The following is a 20,558-nucleotide window of genomic DNA, read 5'->3' on the forward strand; positions in this document are numbered from 1 at the left end:
TGGCGCTCACCCGGTTGACCTTACTGTGCGTGGCGACAGAGCGAGGCGATACCCGGCGAGCCGCAGCACGACACGGCAATCGGTCAACAAGAGATATACGGTGCGTGACGGGACGGCAGCTGTCTCACAGGCCGTTGACCTGGGCGTATTCAGTCCCGGGAGTGCCGCCGACCGACGGCGATCACCTTGACCCGTTGTCGGCCGGCCCGCACCATGCCCAGCGCCATGAACGCTCCGGCGATCCGGTCGGCGGCCTCCCGACTGTTGGCGCCGACCACCTGGCGGCGCCGCTCCGGCGCGACCCGCTCGTTGCGCTCGATGCCTTCGACCGGGCGTACGTCGGTGAGCACCACGAGGAAGCGGGTCATCGAGAGCCGCCCGCGTCGCACACGGCGGGGGGCTGCGGGCAGGTTCCCACGTCGTCTCCTTCCGGCGGGCCGGGGTGGAGGGGCGGCACGCGACGATCGGGTACGGGGGAGAAACCCGATCGCCGCGCGCCCCATCCCCTCCGGTCGCTCACCACCACCGTCGCCACGACAACCGGCGGTGAGGACGCGATAACAGATTGACACGTATACAGCCATGAATGCAACTCTCATCGACGTTCTCTCATGCAGACGTTCCCGCAAATGTGTGCGACCATCGATGTATGGCCCCGAAGACCGCTCGCGCCCGCCGGCTCGGCATCGCCCTGCGCCAACACCGGGAAGCCGCCGGGCTGACGCTGGAGACCGCGGCGGATGAGATCAACAGCACCCGCAGCACCCTCTCCCGCTACGAGAACGCCCAGACCCTGATCACCCCAGCCACCGTGCGCGCCCTGCTCACGTCGTACGGGGTGAGCGCCGAGGAGGTGGCCGCAGCGGTGCAACTCGCCAAGGACGCCCGCAAGCCGGGCTGGTGGGTGTCGTACTCGTACCTGCTGTCTCCGCGCACCATCGACTTCATCGCGTTGGAGGCCGAGGCGACCGCCATCGCCAACTTCGAGCCCTCGGTGGTGCCCGGCCTGCTGCAGACCCCCGACTACGTCCGGGGCGTGATGCGCGGCGGGCCGCACACCCTCGGCGACGACCTGGTGGAGCAACGGGTCAAGATCCGGCTCGACCGGCAACAGCGCCTCACCGGCGACAACCCACCCATCTTCGACGCGATCATCGACGAGGGCGCCTTGCTCCGCCCCGTCGGCGACCAGTCGGTGATGGACGGACAACTGCGACACCTGGTCAAGATGGCCGAGCTGCCGAACATCAGCGTCCAGGTGATCCCCCTGTCGGCCGGTTACCACCGGGGCACGCGGGGCTCACTGCACATCCTCGAGTTCGCCGACCCGGAGGATCCGATCATCGCCTCGGTGGAGACCGTGGCAGGTCAGATGATCCTCGACCGGGCCGGCGAGACGCGTACCTGCACCAAGATCATGGAGCATCTCCGAAGCGTGGCGCTCAGCCCGGCGGACAGCCGCGAGATGCTCCTGTCAGCCCTGAAGGGACGGTAGGACCGATGACACCGACAATCACAGCGGCCTTGGCCGCGGCGGCGTGGCGCAAGAGCAGCCGCAGCGGCGACGAGGGCGCCTGCGTCGAGGTTGCCGCGCTGCCACGGCTGGTGGCCGTCCGCGACTCGAAGGACCCGGCCGGCCCGGCCCTGCTGTTCGCAACGACCGCGTGGGCGGCCTTCGCCCAGGCGCCACCGCGCCCCTGACCAGACCCCCAGAGCCCCCCGACACCCCTCACCGAACCGGACACCCCACCTGCCGACCGCCCGCCGCGCCGCCTGTCCGGGCACGCGGCGGGCCGGGCCAGGCACGCGGCGGGCCGGGCCGGGCACGCGGCGGGCCGGGCCGGGCACGCGGCGGGCCGGGCGGGACTTGTTCAGACCGGGACCAACTCCCCGGGCCGGTGACAGCGACGACACGGCGGGCCCCTGGTGCGGCCCGCCCAGGCGAGGCGGATGTGGGCAGGCTCAAGCGACCAGCGGGCGCGGCTCCGGAACCGCGCGCAACCTCTCCAGAGCGGCGATCGCCACACCCCGGGCACCGGCCATGTCCCGGTCCGGCACCAACGCGAAGGTGGCCACGGCCGCCTGCTCCTCACGCAACACCGTGTGCTCGCGGACCGTCGCCAGGAACCAGTCCCGGAACTCCGGCGCCGCCTCGACCACCCCACCACCCACGAAGTACGCGTGCGGGTCGGTGAAGTTCGCCGCCACCGTGAACAGCCGCCCCAGCGCCATCGCCTGCTGGGTGAACAGGTCCCGGGCGAGGGCGTCGCCCCGTTCGCCGTACCCGCGCACCAGCTTCGCCGCCCGAGCCAGCGGTTCGGCGGCGAGCGGGTGGTCCGGGTACCGGGTCAGCCAGTACGGCAGCAGGTTGCGCTCGATGCCGGTCAGCGAGGCGACGCTCTCGACGTCACCGGTGAAGCCGCAGGCGCAGGTGGGCTCCGGCTGGCCCGGGCCGAGCAGCCCGGTCAGCGGGACGTGCACGTGACCGAGTTCCCCGGCCATGCCGGCCGCACCGGCGATCACCCGACCACTCTCCACCACGCCGCCACCGAGGCCGGTGCCGACGATCGCGGAGACCGACGACCGGGTCATCGCCTCGCTGCCGAAGTGCACGTGGTGCGCGTAGAGCGCCGCCGCGTTGCCGTCGTTGTGGTAGATCACCGGCAGGCCGAGTCGTCGTTCCAGCGCTCCGCGTACGTCGAAGCCCCGCCAGGCCGGCTGGGAGAAGTTGGTCGAACCCCGGGACGAGATGACCCCGTCGGCGCTGGCCGGGCCGGGGGTGTCCAACCCGACCGCCTGGACCAGTTCGCGCGGCACCCCGGTCTGCGCCAGGGCACCGTCCAGCGCCCGGGCCAGCGCCTCGATCGCCGCGTCCGGGCCGGCCTGCACCTCGCTGGGGATCTCCAGCAGCCCGTCCACCAGGAACCGGCCGTCCACCGTCAGCACTGTGGCGTTGTTGCTCGTGCCGCCGTTGTCCAACCCGACGACCACCGGCACCCCTGCGCTGCCCACCGAAACCGCCTCCCGCCGTCATGAGTGTGAGCCGAGGCTAGTGCCAAGCCCTCTCCCCCGCCACGCCCGACCACCCACCCACCCACGCCCACCCCGCCCCACCCACGCCCGCCCTTCCCCTGCCCACCCCACCCCTTCCCCGTCGATCATGGAGTTGTGGTGGGTGACAAACAACGCACCATGGCGCCAACCGGACACCACAACTCCATGATCGACCGGGTGGGGGTGGGGCCGGGGCGGGCCGGGGCGGGGCCGGGGCGGGCCGGGGTGGGGTGGGGTGGGTTTAGGTGGGGTGGCGGGCTACTACTGCTGTGGCGTCCAGGTTTTCGTCGTGGCGCACGGCGGGGATCAGGCCGGCGACGTGGAACGCGGCGCAGAGCATCGGCACCTGGGTGGTGCCGGCCTCGACCACCAGGTGTCCTCCCGGGGCCAACCATTCGGCCGCGTCGACGCCCACCCGGCGCAGCACGGAGAGCCCGTCCGGCCCGCCGTCGAGCGCCACCGGGGCCTCGTGCAGCCGCGCCTCCGAAGGCATCAGCGCCACCGCCTCGGTCGGCACGTACGGGGCGTTGCAGACGACGAGGTCCAACCGACCCCGCCACTGCGGGGGCAGCGGCGCGAAGAGGTCGCCCTCGTACACCTCGACGTTCAGCCCGTCCACGTTGCGCCGCGCACACGCCACCGCCGCCGGGTCGATGTCGGCGGCGGCCAGCCAGCGTGGCGTGAGTCGGTGGGCCAGCGCGACGGTGGTGGCGCCGGAGCCGCAGCAGAGGTCCACCACGGCCGGGGTCGGGCCGGTCACCTCGACCGCCACCTCGACCAGCAGGGCGGTCCGGGCGCGCGGGACGAAGACGCCGGCGTCGACGGCGATCCGCAGGCCGGCGAACTCGGCCCACCCGAGCAGGTACTCCAGCGGTTCGCCGGCCACCCGACGGTCGGTGAGGTCGGCCAACGTGGCCGGGGAGTCGGCGGCGGCCAGCAGCAGCTCGGCCTCGTCCTCGGCGTAGACGCAGCCGGCGGCGCGCAGACGGCCCACGAGAGCGGCCCTGTCCCGGGGACGACTGATCTCGCCTGACGCCTGTCGGGGGCCGCCGTCGCGTACGGCGTCGCTCGGGGACGGTGGTGGCACCGGCGACCTCAGACCGGCCCGGCCGCGTCCAGGGCGGCGGCGATGTCGGCCACCAGGTCCGCGGTGTCCTCGGCCCCGCAGGAGAGCCGGACGAAGCCCGGCGCGGTGTCGTCGCCCCACTGCTCCCGGCGGTCCGCCGTGGTGTGCAGGCCGCCGAAGGAGGTCGCCGCCGCCACCAGCCGGGCGGCCTCGATGAACCGGCCCACCCGTTCGGCGCTGCCCAGGTCGAACGAGAGCACCCCCGGTATCCGGCGCATCTGGGCCGAGGCCACCGGGTAGGCCGGGTCGTCCGGCCGCCCCGGCCAGCGCAGGCCCGTCACATCCGGACGGCCGGCGAGCAGGTCGACGACGGCCGCGGCGTTCGCGCTCTGCCGGGCCAGCCGGAGGTCGAGGGTGGCCAGCGACCGGTGTGCCAGCCAGGCGTCGAACGCCCCCGGAACCGAACCGGTGGTCGTCCGCCAGGTCGTCACCGCGGTGATCAGCTCGGCGGACCGGCTGACCAGGTAACCCAGCAGCAGGTCGGAGTGGCCGGTGAGCGCCTTCGTGCCGGAGGCGACCACCAGGTCGGCGCCGAGGTCGAGTGGGCGCTGACCGAGCGGGGTGGCCGTGGTGTTGTCCACCGCGAGCAGCGCGCCGGCGGCGTGCGCCCTCTCCGCCAGGGCCGCCACGTCGACCACGTCCAGACCCGGGTTGGCCGGCGTCTCCACCAGCACCAGCCGGACACCCTCGAACGACGGGTACGGCCCGACGGTCGGCACGAAGAGCACCCGGACGCCGATCGCCTCCAGCACGTCGGTGGCGAACGCCCGGACCGGGAAGTAGCCGTCGGTGGGCAGCACCACGGTGTCCCCGGGGCGCAGCAGGGTCAGCAGCAGGCCGGTGATGGCCGCCTGACCGGTGGCGAAGACGCGGCACTCACCGCCCTCCAACTCGCCCACGGCGGCCTCCAGCAGCCGCCGGGTCGGGTTGTCCGGGCGACCGTAGCCGTTCGGCGACGTGCTCGGGCCCTGGAACGGGTCGAGGTGGTACGGCGCGGCGAAGACCGGCCCCGGCAGGAACGGATCGCCTGGTTTGGCCTCCGGCAGGCCGGCGCGTACGCAGCGGGTGCCGTCTCCCCACTCGCTCATCGGATCCTCACTCGTACGACTCGGGCTTGGCGGTGCGGCTCATCAGGGTCTCCACGGCGAGGCGCGGATCCATCCCCTCGTGGCAGATCCGCTCGACGTGCTCGGTGATCGGCATCTCCACACCGTGCGCGCGGGCCAGGTCACGGATCGCCAGGCAGCTCTTCACGCCCTCGGCGGTCTGCCGGGTGGCGGTCTGGGCCTGCTCCAGCGTCTCGCCCCGGCCCAGGTGTTCCCCGAAGGTGCGGTTGCGGGCCAGCGGGGAGGAGCAGGAGGCGACCAGGTCACCCATGCCCGCCAGGCCGGCGAAGGTGATCGGGTCCGCGCCGAGCGCCACGCCCAGCCGGGCCGTCTCGGCCAGCCCTCGGGTCATCAGCATGGCCCGGGTGTTGTCGCCGAAACCCATCGCCGTGGCGATGCCGTACGACAGGGCGATCACGTTCTTGACCGCCCCGCCCAGCTCACAGCCGATCACGTCGTCGTTGGTGTACGGGCGCAGGTACGGCGTCCGGATCGACGCCTGCACGAGCGCCGTACGGTGACCGTTGGTTCCGGCGACCACTGTCGCGGCGGGCTGCTCGGCGGCGATCTCCGGGGCCAGGTTCGGACCGGACACCACGACGACCCGGTCGGCGGCGACGCCCGCGGTCTCCACGATGACCTCGCTCATCCGCTTGGTGGTGCCCAGCTCGATGCCCTTCATCAGCGACACCAGGGTGGAGTCCGGGTGCAGGTGCCCGGCCCACTCGGCGAGGTTGCCCCGCAGGGTCTGCGACGGCACCGCGAGGACCACCACCTCGGCGCCGGTGATCGCCTCGGCGGCGTCTGCGGTGGCGGTGACCCGGGCCGGCAGCAGCAGGTCCGGCAGGTACTCCGGGTTGCGGCGCTCGGACCTGATGCTCTCGGCGACCGGCGCGCGGCGGGCCCACACCGTCACGTCCCTCCCCGCGTCGGCGAGGATCTTGGCGAACGCGGTGCCCCAGGAACCGGCGCCGAGCACCGCGACATGCCCGCTCATTCCGCCGCTCCGTCTCGCGTCACGGCGGCCCGGACGGCACCACTGCTTCGCTCGCTCATGCCGCTTCGCCCCGCTGCTCACGGCCGACGGAGGACCGGGCCGGTCGCTCCCACAGCGGCGGCGGTGTGCCACCACGGATCTCGGCGAGCATGTCCCGCAGCCGCAACATGATGGTGTCCGTCATCTCTTCGAGGGTGGCCCGGGTCGGTTGGGCGTCGGCCCACCGGCTCAGGTCGATCGGTTCCCCGGCGACGACGGTCACCGGGATCCGGGGGCGCAGGCTCACCCGGCTGGTCCGGGGATCGAAGATCTGCTCCGGCCCCCACATCACCACCGGCACGACGGGCGCGCCGGTGGCCAGGGCGAGCCGGGCCGCGCCGGTCTTGGCCTTCATCGGCCACAGCTCCGGCTGCCGGGTGGTGGTGCCCTCCGGGTAGATCACCACGGCGCCGCCCTGGTCGAGCGCGCCGACCAACGCGTCCAGCGAGCGGACCGCGTCGACGCTGCCCCGCTCGACCGGGATCTGCCGGCACCGGTGCAGGATCCAGCCGACCACCGGCACCCGGAACACGCTGGCCTTGCCCAGGTACTGCGGCCAGCGCCCGGAGTCGTAGATGAAGTGCGCGGAGACCAGCGGATCGGCGTGCGAGAGGTGGTTCGCCACGATGATCACGCCACCGTCGCCGCCGAGGTGTTCCTGACCACTCCAGGTCCGGCGGGTCCACACGGTCATCACGGGCTTGACCAGCCCCACGGCGAACCGTTGCCAGAATCCCAGCCTTCGCCGTGCCACTGTGCCTCCTCGTCGCGCCCCAACCCCGCCGCGAAACTCCGTCCGCGACACCCGCAGCGGAAATCATGCCTGCTCGCCCCCGGTACGGCCAGCGAGGGTCCCGTCGTCCGGCTGGCAGGATTGCGGACGTGAGTCAGCCGAGGTGGGCCGTGGTGGTCCCGGTGAAGCATCTGGGCGCGGCCAAGAGCCGGCTGCGGGGCGCGCTGTCCGGCGTACCCCACGAGGATCTGGCGCTGGCCCTGGCGGCCGACACCCTGCGCGCGGTGCTGGCCTGCCCGGCGGTCGCCGAGGCCCTGGTGGTCACCGACGACGCCCGGGTGACGGCGGCGGCGCGGGCGGCGGGCGCGCGGGTGCTGCCCGACGGGCCGGACGCCGGCCTGAACGCGGCGTTGCGGCACGGCGCCGCCGGGGCCACCGCCGGGTGGGTGGCCGGGCTCACCGCGGACCTGCCGGCGCTGCGCCCGGCCGAGCTGGCCGGCGCGCTGCTCGCGGCGCAGAACGGCCGACCGGGGGTACGCCGCTTCGTGCCGGACGCGCCCGGCAGCGGCACGGTCCTGCTCACCGCCCCGCCCGGCGTTCCGCTGGATCCCCGTTTCGGGGTGGGCTCGGCGGTCGCGCACGCGGCGAGCGGTGCGCTGCCCCTGACCGGGGACTGGCCCAGCCTGCGCCGGGACGTGGACACTCCCACGGACCTGGCCGCCGCCACCCGGCTCGGGCTGGGCCCGCACACCGCCGCACTCGTCGCCGCCGGTCATCCCGCACGCTCCGCGGGCTGAACCGCCCGGCCCACACCGCGGGCTGAACCGCCCGGCACGCTCCGCGGGCTGACCCGGCCGGTGTACGGTGCCAGCATGCAGGGCACGGTGGCCAGCTACGACGCGGCGACGCGCAGCGGTGTCCTGCTGCTCGACGACGGCACCGAGATGCGCTTCCCCGCACGGGCCTTCGACGCCTCCGGGCTGCGGCTTCTCCGGCTCGGGCAGCGGGTGCGCATCGACACGGATCCCGACGGCACGGTCGTCCGGGTGACATTGCCGACGATGATCTGAACCGTCGGGCCCAAGTTCATTTTGCGTTCACCGTAATCGGGTGATTATGAGCGGGTGAGCACCCCTCGCGAGAACCCGGCCCGCCAGCCCTCCTCCGATCTCCGCAACGGTTCCCGCGCGCGCGGCACCGACGGCCGCTTCCGCCCGTCCCGCGCCGAACGGGCGGGCGCCGCCCGCGCCGACACCCTCGCCGACGACCCGGGGGCCGCCTCCTCCGGGCTGGACGAGGTCCTCGACCCCGTGCCGACCAGCGACGAGGTGGACGCCCCCGCCGCCGCTGGCGCCCACCCGGTCCTGCCGGACGACCTCCCGACCGCCGCCGCAGCGCAGGACGACGAACCGCCGGCGCCGCTGCCCGAGGACCGGTTCCTCAACCGGGAACTCTCCTGGCTCGACTTCAACGCCCGGGTGCTCACCCTCGCCGAGGACCAGCGCACCCCACTGCTCGAAAGGGCCAAGTTCCTGGCGATCTTCGCCAGCAACCTGGACGAGTTCTTCATGGTGCGGATCGCCGGGCTGAAGCGGCGGCTCTCCGCCGGCCTGCCGGTGCGCGGCGGGGACCGGCTGCCCCTGCGTACCCAGTTGGAGCTGATCGCGGAGCGCACGGCCGCGCTGGTCGCCCGGCACGCCGCCTGCTTCGTGGACGACGTGCTGCCGAAGCTGGCGGCCGAGGACATCCGCATCCTGCGCTGGGGCGAACTGGGCGACCCGGAGCGGGAACGGCTACGGACCTACTTCCGGGAGCACATCTTCCCGGTGCTGACCCCGCTCGCGGTGGACCCGGCGCACCCGTTCCCGTACATCTCGGGGCGGTCGCTGAACCTGGCGGTGGCGGTTCGTGACCCCGACGGCGGCTCCGAGCTGTTCGCCCGGGTGAAGGTGCCCAACAACGTCCCCCGCTTCGTCCGGGTGGACCGGGACCAGCCGGGCGTACGGATGCTGCCGGTGGAGGACCTGATCTCGGTGCACCTGGGGCAGCTGTTCAGTGGCATGCAGGTGGTCGAGTGCCACCTGTTCCGCGTCACCCGTAACGCCGAGGTCGAGGTCGACGAGGACCGCGACGAGGACCTGTTGCAGGCCCTCGAACGCGAACTGGCCCGACGGCGGTTCGGCCCGCCGGTCCGGCTGGAGGTGGCCGCCTCCATCTCCGACCACATGTTGGAGCTTCTCGTCCGCGAGTTGGACATGGACGACCAGGACGTGCTGCGGGTGCCCGGGTTGCTGGACCTGTCCGCGCTGTGGCAGGTCTACGGCGAGGCCGACCGACCGGACCTCAAGGACCCGCCGTTCGTGCCGGCCACCCATCCCCGGCTCGCCGAGGGCGAGGTGCCCCGCAGCGTCTTCGCCACCCTGCGCGACGGGGACATCCTGGTGCACCACCCGTACCACTCGTTCGCGACGAGCGTGCAGCGCTTCATCGAGCAGGCCGCCGCCGACCCGAACGTGCTGGCCATCAAGCAGACCCTCTACCGCACCAGCGGCGACTCCCCGATCGTCGACGCGCTGGTCGACGCGGCCGCCGCCGGCAAGCAGGTGGTGGTGCTGGTGGAGGTGAAGGCCCGCTTCGACGAGGTGGCCAACATCGGCTGGGCGCGCACGTTGGAACGGGCCGGCTGTCACGTGGTGTACGGCCTGGTCGGGCTGAAGACGCACTGCAAGACCGCGCTGGTGGTCCGCCAGGAGGGCAACCAGATCCGCCGGTACTGCCACATCGGCACGGGCAACTACCACCCGAAGACCGCCCGGATGTACGAGGACTTCGGGATGCTCACCGCCGACCCGGAGATCGGCGCGGACCTCACCGACCTGTTCAACGTGCTGACCGGGTACAGCCGGCAGACCGCGTACCGGCGGTTGCTGGTCGCCCCGCAGGGCATCCGTAGCGGCCTCATCGAGCGGATCGAGCGGGAGATCTCGCACGTCCGTCTGGGCATGCCCGGCCTGGTCCAGTTCAAGGTCAATTCGCTGGTGGACGAGGGGGTGACCGACGCGCTGTACCGGGCCTCCCAGGCCGGCGTCCACGTCGACCTGCTCATCCGGGGGATGTGCACGCTGCGGCCCGGGGTGCCCGGGCTGTCGGAGAACATCCGCGTGCGCTCGATCCTCGGCCGCTTCCTGGAGCATTCCCGGGTCTTCCGGTTCGGCAACAACGGCGAGGCCGAGTTCTGGATGGGATCGGCGGACCTGATGCACCGCAACCTGGACCGTCGGGTGGAGGCCCTGGTGCAGGTCAGCGATCCGATCGCCCGCGCCGAACTGGACCAGGTGCTGACCGCCGCGATGAGCCCCGACGTGGACGCGTTCGAGCTGCACAGCGACGGCAGTTGGACCCGGCACACCAGCGCCGACGACAACACCCGGGCGCACCTACAGGAACTGTTGCTGCGCCGCGTCGGTGGCACGGCCGGCTGACCGATCACCGCATAGGCTGGGTTGATGGTCGAGGAGGAGCAGAAGTACGAGGTGGACGACGCCTACGTGCTGCCGGACCTGGCCGCCACGACACCGTCCGGGGGTCGGATCCGGGCGCTGCCACCGGTGACGCTCGTCGCCCGCTACCTCGACACCGTCGACCTCAGGCTGGCCCGAGCCGGTGCCTCGCTGCGTCACCGCCGGGGCGACGAGCTGCCCTGGACGGTGAAACTGCCGACCGGCACACCGGGCGTCCGGCACGAGGTCTCCCGCCCGGGGCCGAAGGGGCAGCCGCCGCCGGAGCTGGTGGAGCTGGTCACCGTCCTGCACCGGGGGGCGCCGCTGGCCCCGGTGACTGTGGTCCGGACGGTCCGGCACGCGTACGAGGTGTGCGACAAGGCGGGCACGGTGCTCGCCGAGGTGGTGGACGACCGGGTGTCGGTGCTGGACGCCTCCGGCGTCACCACCGACACGTTCCGTGAGCTGGAGGCCGAACGCAAGGGCGGCGACCGGGCGCTGCTCGACCGGATCGGCACCGTGCTGCGCGAGGCCGGCGCCCGGGGCGGGTCGTTCACCCCCAAGCACGTACGGGCGCTGGGCGAGGCGGCGCAGGCCGATCCGGACCTGGTCGCGCCGGGCGGGCTGTCCGCCGAGCCCACCGCGGGTGACGTGGTGACCGAGGCGCTCCGTAAGGAGATCCGCCGACTGCTGGCGCACGACCCGCTGGTCCGGCTTCGCGTCCCGGGTGCCGGTGGCGACACCGGTGTGCACCAGATGCGGGTGGCCTGCCGACGCCTCCGCAGTGACCTGCGCACCTTCAAGGCCCTGGTCCGCACGACCTGGTCCCGTCCGCTGCGCACCGAACTGCGGTGGCTGGCCGGTGTCCTCGGCGCGGCCCGCGACGCCGAGGTGTTGCGCGCCCGGCTGCGCAGCACCGCCGACGCGGATCCGCTCAGCCCGCTCGACGGGGACGCGGTGGACCGGCTGGACGAGGTGCTCGCCGCACGGCAGCGATCGGCGCTGGCCGCCATCGACGAGGCGTTGCGCAGCGCGCGTTACCTGGCCCTGGTGGACTCCCTGGTGCTGGCGTCCGCCTCACCCCGGCTCACCCGCCGGGCGGCGGCGCCCGCGGCGAAGGCGCTGCCCGCGTTGGTGGCCCGGCCGTGGGCGCGGTTGACCGGGCCGGACGGCGTCGACGGGCTCGACGCCCGGTCGCCGGACGACCGGTGGCACGCCGTTCGCAAGGAGGCCAAGCAGGCCCGGTACGCGGTCAACGCGGTGGCACCGACGGTCGGCAAGGGCGCGCGCCGACTGGCCCGTGCCCTGGCCGGCGTGCAGGACGTGCTCGGCGAGCACCAGGATGCGGCAATCGCGGCGGACACCTGGCTGGAGATCGCCGCCGAGCTGCCGGACGACCACGAGCTGGCGGTCACCGCCGGTCGGCTCGCCGAGCGGGAACGCGCCTCCGTACACCGGATGCGCTCCTCCCTCCCGGCGGCCTGGCACCGGGCCACCCGACGGCGGCGGACGAGTTGGCTGCCGTGACCGGCATCCGCGCGGCGGGCGGGGTGGCCTGGCGGCCGACCGCCGACGGCGTCCGCGTCTGCGTGGTGCACCGTCCCCGCTACGGCGACTGGACACTGCCGAAGGGCAAACTGGAGCCGGGCGAACACGCGCTGGCAGCGGCGGTCCGCGAGGTGGCCGAGGAGGCCGACGTGCGGGGCGTGCCGCAGGTCCGGCTGCCGTCGGTGCGCTACCGCAGCGAGGGGCAGCCCAAGCTGGTCGACTACTGGTCGATGCTCGCGGTCGCCAGCGGGGGTTTCCAACCGGGCACCGAGGTGGACGACATCCGCTGGCTCGCCGTGGACGACGCGATCCGCCTGGTCAGCTACCCCCACGACGCCGAGGTGCTGGCGGCGTTCGCCGCGCTGCCGTCGGTGACCGCCACCGTCGCGCTGGTCCGGCACGCGCACGCCGGGAAGCGGGCCACCTGGTCCGGCCCGGACGTCGGGCGGCCCCTGGACGCCGAGGGATGGGCTCAGGCGACGGCGCTGGGCGGCCTGGTCGCCCTGATCCGACCGTCCCGGTTGGTGTCGGCCTCACCGCGACGGTGTGTGCAGACCCTGGACCCGGCCGCCGCGCTGCTCGACCTGCCGATCGAGGTCTGCGGCGACCTCGACGAGCCACAGCCCGGCCAGCAGAGCGACGAGCAGATCCTGGCCACCGCCGCCCGGCTGCTGGAGTTGGCCGCCGCCGGGGGCCAGGCTGCGGTGTGCAGCCAGGGCAAGGTGCTGCCGGGTGCCCTGGAGCAGCTCACCGGCCGCACCGACGAGGACTTCAGCACGCCCAAGGGCGGCGGATGGCTGCTCGCCTTCACCGCCGACCGCCTGGTGGCCGCCGACCGCTTGTAGAGCCGCTCAGCGGGGCGGCAGGGCCACTGTCACCGCGACCGGCAGGTGGTCGCTGGCGGTGCTGCGGGGCGCGACCGGGTCGCTGGGGGTCAGAGCGGCCGAGACGAAGATGTGGTCGATCTGTTCGCGGGGATCGTCGGCGGGGCTGGTCGCCAGCGGTCGGGCGGCAGCCAACGCGTCGACCAGACCGGCGGCCGTGAACTGCCCGAACGCCTCGTCCCCCGGCTCGGTGTTCAGGTCGCCCGCCACCACCAGCGGTCGGCCGGCGGCGTACCGGATGGCGAAGTCGGTGACCGCGCGGGCCTGGACCACCGGGCCCTTCCCGGGCGGCGGTTGCAGGTGGGTGCTGACCACCGCGACACGGACCCCGTCGCTCAGGTCCAGCGTCACGCCGAGGGCCTGCGCCCCGGTGGGCGCACCGACGGCGGGCAGCGGGAGGCTCCGCGCGTCGTCCATCGGCCAGCGGCTCAGCACGGCGTCACCCCACACGGAGTCGGCGGCCGGCCCGAAGACGTACGGCATGCCGAGCCGCTCGGCCATCACGTCGAGGGTGTCGTGCCCGCCGTTGAGCAGCCAGGCGCGGTCCACCTCGCTGAGCAGCACCACGTCGGGGCGTTGCCGCTGGACCACCTCGGTGAGCCCGGTCAGGTCGAACCGACCGTCCAACCCGAAGCCCATCCGGATGTTGTACGCCACCACGGTGAGCCGCTCCGGTGGGCCGTCCCGGTTGCCGGCCACCGGAACCTCGTCGGCGACCACCGGCGCCAGCAACGCCAGCGCGGTGACCGCCGCGGCAGCCCGGATCGGCGGAAACGGCCCGGGGAGCCACCCGACGACGGGTTGGGCAGTGAACGCCACGACCGCGACCAGACCGGCCACCACCACGGGCACCGCCGCGTTGGGGTACCCGAGGTCGTAGGCGGAGTAGTACCCGACCGCCCCCAGCGCGAAGACCAGCATGCCGACGGCCACCGCGTACCCCCGGCGGGCCGCCGTCGCGTCGGTGCCGTCCCTCGCGGTCTCCCTGCCCGTCGGCCCGGTCTGCGCCGTCCCGTCCGGGCGGTCGGCGTCGTCGGTCAGCGCGAGGCAGGCGCCGAGACCGACGGCGGCCAGCAGGACGGCCGGGACGAGCAGGTCGCCCCGGTCGCCGGCGAACAGCAGCGCGCCCACCAGCAACGCCACCGGCCCGTACGCGCGGCCCCACCCCCGGGGTGGCCGGGTCGACGCGGTGAACAGGAACGCGGCGACCGCCACCGGCACCGGTGCCAGGCCGAACAACGGTGAGCCCGCGACACCGTCCCCGGCGAACAGGTACGACATCCCGGTGCGGGCCAGCGCCGGGGAGAGTGCCACCATTCCGGCCAGCAGCAGCGCCGGACCGGCCAACAACCAGGCCCGTACGCCACCGCCACCAGCCTGCGCACCACCGTCACCGCCAGCTGCACCGCCACCGGCCCGCGCTACCGGCTGTGCCGTGCCGAGCAGGAACAGCAGCACCGCGACGGAGCTGAACAACCACGCCGCCCAGGTGCCCCACCAGACCACGTCGACCGTGTCCCACACCGCGTGCAGGGCCGCGTTGACCGCGAAACCCAACGCCAGCCCCGGAACCGGACGGTCGGTGCCGGCGGCGACGCCGACCAACCAGACCAGCCCGGCGAGCAGACCGGCGGTGGCCAACCAGAGCTGCGTACGCCCGCCCGGCGCGGCGGTGAGCGCGAGCCGGGCGAGGGCCAGGGCTGCGGCGGCGACCACCACGACCGGGCGGGCACCGACCCGGCGGACCACCGCGGGCGCGCCCAGCGCGAGCACGAACCAGCCGAGGGCGAACGCGCCCATCAACTCGGCCGGGGTGGACGCCGCCTGGCCGAAGATGGTGATGATGCCGGGCAGCCAGACCCGCAGCACGTCGATGAGGAGGACGACACCCAGCGCGAGCGTCCCGGTGGTGAGCTGGCGATAGCGCACCGGCGCCCCATTTCCCGTCGACGGGCCGGCGGAGGGGGGCCGGCACGGCGATTCTGCGCGAGCGGACCGGACGGGTCAACGGTCCGCGTACGCCGAAAGGACGCCCACCAACGGGTGGACGCCCTTTCGTCGTGGGTCGGTCAGCGCTTGCTGGCCGCCTTCTTGGCCGGAGCCTTCTTCGCCGGCGCCTTCTTTGCCGCCGTGCTCTTGGTCGCCGCCGTGGTCTTCTTCGCCGCGGTCGACTTGGTCGCCGCCGTGGTCTTCTTCGCCGCGGTCGACTTGGTCGCCGCGGTGGTCTTCTTCGCCGCGGTGGTCTTCTTGCCGGCGGCCGTCTTGGTCGCCGTGGTGCTCTTGCTCGCCTTGGCCGGGGCGGTCTTCTTGCTGGCGGCCGTCTTGGTCGCCGTAGCGGTCTTGCTCGCCTTGGCCGGAGCGGTCTTCTTGCCGGCAGCCGCCTTGGCCGCCGTCGCCTTCGTGCCGGTCGCCTTGGCGCCCGCCGCCTTCGTGCCGGCCGTCTTGGCCGTGGCGGTGCTCGTGGTGGCCTTCTTCGTCGCCACCGTGGCCTTCGGCACCTTGCCGCTGGCCACCATCTCCTTGAACCCGGCGCCGGGGCGGAAGGTCGGGACTGACGTCTTCTTGACCTTCACCGCCTCGCCGGTACGCGGGTTGCGCGCTGTTCGCGCACCACGCACACGCTTTTCAAATGCTCCGAATCCGGTGATCGCCACCTTCTCGCCCTTGGTGACCGCCGCCTGGACCTCGGTGAGGACCGCGTCGAGCGCGGCCGTCGCCATCTTCCGGTCCCCCAGGCGAACGGCGAGCGCCTCGATGAGCTCGGCCTTGTTCACGACTTCCTCCCGATTGTGCAACTGACTCGACGCGAGCCATTCTGCGCGCACGTTATGCCCTGTGCTGCCTAGACACAAACATTCGGTAGAAAAAAGCCCTTGTGTCGCAACGGATTCACCCCCACCGGTTGGACCGATGGGGGTGAAATTCGCTGTGGGAGCGGGCGTACGGCTATGCCACGGAGGGCAGGAACGGCAGTCGGCGCGCCTCGTACGAGTCGATGTCGGCGGCGTGCCGGAGGGTTAGTCCAATGTCATCGAGACCCTCCAGCAAGCGCCACCGGCTGAAGTCGTCCAGCGGGAACGACCAGCTGGCATCCCCCGCACGGAGCTGCCGGGCGGTCAGGTCGACGGTCACCGCAGTGGTCGGATCCGACTCAACCAGATCCCACAACTCTTCGACGGCTTTCAATTCCAACTCGACCGGCAACAGGCCCTCCTTGAGGGCGTTGCCCCGGAAGATGTCGCCGAAGCGCGGAGCCACCACCGCGCGGAAGCCCCAGTCCCGCAGTGCCCACACGGCGTGTTCCCGGGAGGAGCCGGTGCCGAACTCCGGGCCGGTGATGAGGATCGACGCCCCGGAATAACGCTGATCGTTGAGCACGAATGCCGGGTCTTCCCGCCAGGCGCTGAACAGCCCGTCGGCAAAGCCCGTCCGGGTCACCCGCTTGAGGTACACCGCGGGGATGATCTGGTCGGTATCCACGTTGGACCGGCGCAGCGGCACGGCGGTGCCGGTGTGGGTGGTGAACTTGTCCATCTCCTGGAGTCCCTTCTACAGGTCGGCGGGGGCGGCCAGCCGGCCGGCCACGGCGGTGGCGGCGGCGACCGGCGGGGAAACCAGGTGGGTACGCCCACCCCGGCCCTGACGGCCCTCGAAGTTGCGGTTCGAGGTGGAGGCGGAACGCTCGCCCGGCTTCAACGTGTCCGGGTTCATCCCCAGACACATGGAGCAGCCGGCGAACCGCCACTCCGCCCCGGCGTCGGCGAAGACCTTGTCCAGCCCCTCGGCCTCGGCAGCCTCCCGCACGGCGGCGGAACCGGGCACCACGAGCATCCGCACGCCGTCGGCGACCCGGTGACCACGAAGCACGTCGGCGGCGGCCCGCAGGTCCTCCAGACGCCCGTTGGTGCAGGAGCCGACGAACACCACGTCGATCGGCAGCTCCCGCAGCGGGGTGCCGGGACGCAGGTCCATGTACTCCAGGGCGCGGCGCGCGGCGGCCCGCTCCGAGTCGGTGACGAACTCCTCCGGGTCCGGCACCGGCGCGCTCAGCGGCGCACCCTGCCCGGGGTTGGTGCCCCAGGTGACGAACGGGGTGACCTGGCTGGCGTCCAGGGTCACCTCGGCGTCGAAGCGCGCGCCCTCGTCGGTGGGCAGCGTCCGCCACCACGTGAGCGCCGCGTCCCAGTCCGCGCCCTGGGGCGCGTTCGGACGACCCTTGAGGTACGCGAAGGTCGTCTCGTCCGGCGCGATCATGCCGGCCTTGGCGCCCCACTCGATGGACATGTTGGCGATGGTCATCCGCCCCTCCATGGAGAGGGCGCGGATCGCCTCGCCGCGGTACTCGACGATGTGCCCGCGCCCACCGCCGGTGCCGACCTGGGTGATCAGCGCGAGCACCAGGTCCTTGGCGGTGACCCCGGGGGCGAGGCGGCCAGTGACGTTCACGGCCATCGTCTTCGGCCGGCTCTGCGGCAGCGTCTGGGTGGCCAGCACGTGCTCCACCTCGCTGGTGCCGATGCCGAAGGCGAGCGCGCCGAACGCGCCGTGGGTGGCGGTGTGCGAGTCGCCGCAGACGATCGTCATGCCCGGCTGGGTGACACCGAGCTGCGGGCCGATCACGTGCACGATGCCCTGGTTGTCGTCACCGAGCGGGTGCAGCCGCACCCCGAACTCGGCGCAGTTACGGCGCAGCGTCTCGATCTGCGTACGCGACGTGGGGTCCGCGATGGTGAGCAGGTCACCACGGCGGAGGCGGAACGCCGGGTCGGCGTACCCGGTCGGGGTGTTGTGGTCCTCGGTCGCGAGGGTCAGGTCGGTACGACGCACCCGGCGCCCGGCGAGCCGCAGCCCGTCGAACGCCTGCGGGCTGGTCACCTCGTGCAGCAGGTGCAGGTCGATGAAGAGCAGGTCCGGCTCACCGGCGGCGGACCGTACGACGTGCGCGTCCCAGACCTTCTCGGCCAGGGTCCTCGGCTCAGGAGTGACTCCCACCATCTGGACATCCTAAATTCTGGGAGGTAAGTTTCGGCTTGTGGGACACAGTATGAGCGGTGTCGGCGTTCTCGACAAGGCGGTGGTCATCCTGGCCGCCTGTGTCGACGGCGCCAGCCTGGCCGAACTCGTTGAACGCACCAAGCTGCCCCGAGCCACCGCACACCGGCTGGCGCAGGCTCTGGAGATCCACCGGATGCTGGTCCGGGACACCCAGGGCCGATGGCGACCGGGCCCCCGGCTGGGCGAACTGGCCAACGCGGCGCCCGACGTCCTGCTGACCGCCGCCGAGCCGCTGCTCGCCGCGCTGCGCGACGCCACCGGTGAGAGCGCCCAGCTCTACCTGCGCCGCGCGGACGAGCGGATCTGCGTGGCGGCGGCAGAGCGGGCCAGCGGCCTGCGGGACACGGTTCCGGTCGGCTCGGTGCTGCCGATGACCGCCGGTTCCGCGGCGCAGATCCTGCTGGCCTGGGAGCCGCCGGAGGCGGTGATGCCGCTACTGCCGCGCAGCAAGTTCACCGGCCGCACCCTCGCCGAGGTACGCCGGCGCGGCTGGGCGCAGAGCGTCGCCGAGCGGGAGGCCGGTGTGGCGAGCGTCTCCGCCCCGATCCGGGACCGCACCGGCCGGGTGATCGCCTCGGTCAGCATCTCCGGCCCGATCGAGCGCCTGGGCCGCCGCCCCGGCGAACGCCACGCCATGGCCGTGGTCCGAGCCGGCCAACGCCTGTCCGGCCTCTAACCGCACACCCCCGCACCCCCGCACCCCCGCACCCCCCGCCGCTCCGGGTGATCAAGAGGTTTGCGTCACGACACGCCGAAGGCGGCGACGCAAACCTCTTGATCACCGCGGAAACGCGGGCGCGGGGGACCGGGGGCCGGGGACCGGGGGGCGCGGGGGGGAAAAACGGGGAAGGCTCGTCTCGCTTAGCGAGACGAGCCTTTGGTTGTAGCCCCGACCGGATTCGAACCGGCGCTACCGCCTTGAGAGGGCGGCGTCCTGGGCCGCTAGACGACGGGGCCAGAACTTCTTCCGTTCACCACCCTCGCGGGCGGTGCGGCAGTAGTCTAGCGGCACCGCCTCCCGGCGCGAGAACGGGGTCCGGGCTCGCGGGGTTGGACCCTGCGCCGGGAACGGCCGCACGTGGGGCGGCGCCGCTCAGATCAACTCGCGTTTCATGAACTCGGCCTGTCAGAGGGCACCGGACACCACGGTTTCAGGAACTCCGAGTCGATCAAGCGCGTCGGTCGAGCAAGCCGGCGAGCGGTGCACGCACACGAAACAGCCCGCCTCACCAGGTGAGACGGGCTGTGCACGATGTAGCCCCGACCGGATTCGAACCGGCGCTACCGCCTTGAGAGGGCGGCGTCCTGGGCCGCTAGACGACGGGGCCAGAACAACTTTCGCTCCCCCACCCTAGTCGGGCGGAGGAGCTGCACTCTACCGGGGATCACTCTCCGCCCCCGGAGGGGCGGAGTCGAACTCCGTCAGAATCCAGCGTCTGAAATTCCTACGAATTCCAGCAGCGCTGGGGTACCAGGACTCGAACCTAGACTAACTGAACCAGAATCAGTCGGGCTGCCAATTACCCCATACCCCATTGGCCCCTTGCGGCGCCGGGAGTGAACTTTACCCTCCCGGTGCCGGCAGGCCAAATCCGATCCCCCTGAACCGCCCGTGAGCTGCGGAAACAGGGGCATCAGACGGATCAGGCGACGGGAACCACCGCGTTGGTGAGCTCGCCGATGCCCTCGATCCGCACGGTTACCGTATCCCCCTCGACGAGCGGGCTAACCCCGGCCGGAGTGCCGGTGAGAACGACGTCGCCGGGCAGCAGGGTCATCACGTGCGAGATGTACGACACCAGGCCCGGCACGTCGAAGACCATGTCCTTCGTCCGGCCGAGCTGGCGTACCTCCATCTCCTCCGGGTTGCGACCCACCTCACAGCGGATCTCCAGGTCGGAGACGTCCAGACCGGTGGTGATCCACGGACCGATCGGGCAGAACGAGTCGAAGCCCTTGGCCCGGGTCCACTGCCCGTCCGAGCGCTGGAGGTCCCGCGCGGTGACGTCGTTGGCGCAGGTGTAGCCGAAGATCGCACGTTCGGCGGCGGCCCGGTCGGCGCGACGCGCGCCCGGCGCCCCGATCACGACGGCGAGCTCCGCCTCGTGCTCGACCTGCTTGGAGAAGATCGGCAGTCGGATGGCGTCCCGGGGGCCGATCACCGAGGTGGACGGCTTGAGGAAGAGCAGCGGCTCCTTGGGCACGTCGTTGCCGAGCTCGGCGGCGTGGTCGGCGTAGTTGCGGCCGACGCACACGACCTTGCTGGGCAGGATCGGCGAGAGCAGCCGGACGTCGGAGAGGGCCCAACGGGCCCCACTGAAGGTCAGGTTGCCGAACGGGTGGCCCTCGATCTCGGCGATGGTCAGGCCCTGCGGCCCGGCCTCCGGTTCGCCTTCGACGGCACCGAACGACATTCCCTTGGCATGGGCGAAACGAGCGATACGCACCCCGCCAATCTAGCCCCGCCGGCCCCCCGACCGACCAGGACCGGCCGCCGGGTGTGCTCAACCCGTCAC

General features: G+C 72.7%; 19 protein-coding genes and 3 tRNA genes. 8 read left to right on the forward strand and 14 right to left on the reverse strand.

Features of this window, described 5'->3' with window-relative positions; translation table 11 throughout:
* Window positions 1–149: 149 nt before the first annotated feature.
* The gene (locus tag GA0070612_RS30680; protein ID WP_088991877.1) at window positions 150–368 is read right to left on the reverse strand and encodes a hypothetical protein; all 219 of its coding nucleotides are present in this window, start codon (window positions 366–368) and stop codon (window positions 150–152) included.
* Between the two features lie 281 nt (window positions 369–649).
* Here GA0070612_RS30680 and GA0070612_RS30685 point away from each other — a divergent pair, with 281 nt between their 5' ends.
* Both GA0070612_RS30685 and GA0070612_RS30690 read left to right on the forward strand, forming a co-directional pair.
* Window positions 650–1,495, forward strand: coding sequence for a helix-turn-helix domain-containing protein (locus tag GA0070612_RS30685; protein ID WP_088991077.1), 846 nt, complete (start codon window positions 650–652; stop codon window positions 1,493–1,495).
* 5 nt (window positions 1,496–1,500) lie between these two features.
* Entirely contained in the window at window positions 1,501–1,701 is a 201-nt protein-coding gene (locus tag GA0070612_RS30690) for a DUF397 domain-containing protein (protein ID WP_088991078.1), read from the forward strand.
* A 261-nt stretch (window positions 1,702–1,962) separates the two neighbouring features.
* On the opposite strand, the gene GA0070612_RS30695 is transcribed toward GA0070612_RS30690, so the two are convergent.
* The 5 genes from GA0070612_RS30695 to GA0070612_RS30715 form a co-directional block, all read right to left on the reverse strand.
* On the reverse strand, window positions 1,963–3,012 hold the full coding sequence (locus GA0070612_RS30695) for an ROK family protein (RefSeq protein WP_088991079.1): 1,050 nt from the start codon (window positions 3,010–3,012) through the stop codon (window positions 1,963–1,965).
* Between the two features lie 283 nt (window positions 3,013–3,295).
* A complete protein-coding gene (locus GA0070612_RS30700; RefSeq protein ID WP_088991878.1) occupies window positions 3,296–4,078 on the reverse strand; it encodes a putative protein N(5)-glutamine methyltransferase in 783 nt (260 codons plus the stop codon).
* Window positions 4,079–4,149: 71 nt separating this feature from the next.
* Window positions 4,150–5,268 (reverse strand): cystathionine gamma-lyase, encoded by a 1,119-nt coding sequence (locus tag GA0070612_RS30705; protein WP_088991080.1) that lies wholly within the window; start codon window positions 5,266–5,268, stop codon window positions 4,150–4,152.
* 7 nt (window positions 5,269–5,275) lie between these two features.
* Window positions 5,276–6,283: an NAD(P)H-dependent glycerol-3-phosphate dehydrogenase gene (locus GA0070612_RS30710; protein WP_088991081.1), complete on the reverse strand. Its 1,008-nt coding sequence runs from the start codon at window positions 6,281–6,283 to the stop codon at window positions 5,276–5,278.
* A 55-nt stretch (window positions 6,284–6,338) separates the two neighbouring features.
* Window positions 6,339–7,076: a lysophospholipid acyltransferase family protein gene (locus tag GA0070612_RS30715; RefSeq protein ID WP_088991082.1), complete on the reverse strand. Its 738-nt coding sequence runs from the start codon at window positions 7,074–7,076 to the stop codon at window positions 6,339–6,341.
* A 128-nt stretch (window positions 7,077–7,204) separates the two neighbouring features.
* On the opposite strand from GA0070612_RS30715, the gene cofC reads away from it, so the two are divergent.
* The 5 genes from cofC (at window position 7,205) to GA0070612_RS30740 (ending at window position 12,948) form a co-directional block, all read left to right on the forward strand.
* Complete coding sequence (cofC, locus tag GA0070612_RS30720; RefSeq protein WP_088991083.1) at window positions 7,205–7,852, forward strand: 2-phospho-L-lactate guanylyltransferase; 648 nt, start codon at window positions 7,205–7,207, stop codon at window positions 7,850–7,852.
* Window positions 7,853–7,927: 75 nt separating this feature from the next.
* On the forward strand, window positions 7,928–8,125 hold the full coding sequence (locus GA0070612_RS30725) for a cold-shock protein (protein ID WP_088991879.1): 198 nt from the start codon (window positions 7,928–7,930) through the stop codon (window positions 8,123–8,125).
* Window positions 8,126–8,179: 54 nt separating this feature from the next.
* A complete protein-coding gene (locus GA0070612_RS30730; RefSeq protein ID WP_088991084.1) occupies window positions 8,180–10,537 on the forward strand; it encodes an RNA degradosome polyphosphate kinase in 2,358 nt (785 codons plus the stop codon).
* A gap of 24 nt (window positions 10,538–10,561) precedes the next feature.
* Complete coding sequence (locus GA0070612_RS30735; RefSeq protein ID WP_088991085.1) at window positions 10,562–12,082, forward strand: CYTH and CHAD domain-containing protein; 1,521 nt, start codon at window positions 10,562–10,564, stop codon at window positions 12,080–12,082.
* Window positions 12,070–12,948 carry an NUDIX hydrolase gene (locus GA0070612_RS30740; RefSeq protein ID WP_088991086.1) on the forward strand — a complete coding sequence of 293 codons (879 nt, stop codon included), beginning with the start codon at window positions 12,070–12,072 and terminating at the stop codon, window positions 12,946–12,948. The genes GA0070612_RS30735 and GA0070612_RS30740 overlap by 13 nt, the downstream gene beginning before the upstream one ends.
* Before the next feature lie 6 nt (window positions 12,949–12,954).
* On the opposite strand, the gene GA0070612_RS30745 is transcribed toward GA0070612_RS30740, so the two are convergent.
* The 4 genes from GA0070612_RS30745 to leuC all read right to left on the reverse strand — a co-directional run bounded on the left by GA0070612_RS30745 (window position 12,955) and on the right by leuC (window position 17,982).
* The gene (locus GA0070612_RS30745) at window positions 12,955–14,916 is read right to left on the reverse strand and encodes an endonuclease/exonuclease/phosphatase family protein (protein WP_088991087.1); all 1,962 of its coding nucleotides are present in this window, start codon (window positions 14,914–14,916) and stop codon (window positions 12,955–12,957) included.
* A gap of 140 nt (window positions 14,917–15,056) precedes the next feature.
* The gene (locus GA0070612_RS30750) at window positions 15,057–15,761 is read right to left on the reverse strand and encodes an HU family DNA-binding protein (protein WP_197699271.1); all 705 of its coding nucleotides are present in this window, start codon (window positions 15,759–15,761) and stop codon (window positions 15,057–15,059) included.
* Between the two features lie 172 nt (window positions 15,762–15,933).
* Window positions 15,934–16,521, reverse strand: coding sequence for a 3-isopropylmalate dehydratase small subunit (gene leuD / locus GA0070612_RS30755; protein WP_088991089.1), 588 nt, complete (start codon window positions 16,519–16,521; stop codon window positions 15,934–15,936).
* Between the two features lie 15 nt (window positions 16,522–16,536).
* Entirely contained in the window at window positions 16,537–17,982 is a 1,446-nt protein-coding gene (gene leuC / locus GA0070612_RS30760; RefSeq protein WP_088991090.1) for a 3-isopropylmalate dehydratase large subunit, read from the reverse strand.
* 49 nt (window positions 17,983–18,031) lie between these two features.
* Here leuC and GA0070612_RS30765 point away from each other — a divergent pair, with 49 nt between their 5' ends.
* Window positions 18,032–18,718, forward strand: coding sequence for an IclR family transcriptional regulator (locus tag GA0070612_RS30765; RefSeq protein WP_007456408.1), 687 nt, complete (start codon window positions 18,032–18,034; stop codon window positions 18,716–18,718).
* A 208-nt stretch (window positions 18,719–18,926) separates the two neighbouring features.
* On the opposite strand, the gene GA0070612_RS30770 is transcribed toward GA0070612_RS30765, so the two are convergent.
* The 4 genes from GA0070612_RS30770 to GA0070612_RS30785 form a co-directional block, all read right to left on the reverse strand.
* Window positions 18,927–18,999: transfer RNA gene (locus GA0070612_RS30770), tRNA-Glu, on the reverse strand.
* Between the two features lie 298 nt (window positions 19,000–19,297).
* Window positions 19,298–19,370: transfer RNA gene (locus GA0070612_RS30775), tRNA-Glu, on the reverse strand.
* A gap of 135 nt (window positions 19,371–19,505) precedes the next feature.
* Window positions 19,506–19,577: transfer RNA gene (locus tag GA0070612_RS30780), tRNA-Gln, on the reverse strand.
* A gap of 108 nt (window positions 19,578–19,685) precedes the next feature.
* Window positions 19,686–20,489 carry a fumarylacetoacetate hydrolase family protein gene (locus tag GA0070612_RS30785; protein WP_088991091.1) on the reverse strand — a complete coding sequence of 268 codons (804 nt, stop codon included), beginning with the start codon at window positions 20,487–20,489 and terminating at the stop codon, window positions 19,686–19,688.
* Between the last annotated feature and the right edge of the window lie 69 nt (window positions 20,490–20,558).

Origin of the sequence: Micromonospora chokoriensis, assembly GCF_900091505.1 — a bacterium.
Taxonomy (GTDB): Bacteria; Actinomycetota; Actinomycetes; order Mycobacteriales; family Micromonosporaceae; genus Micromonospora; species Micromonospora chokoriensis.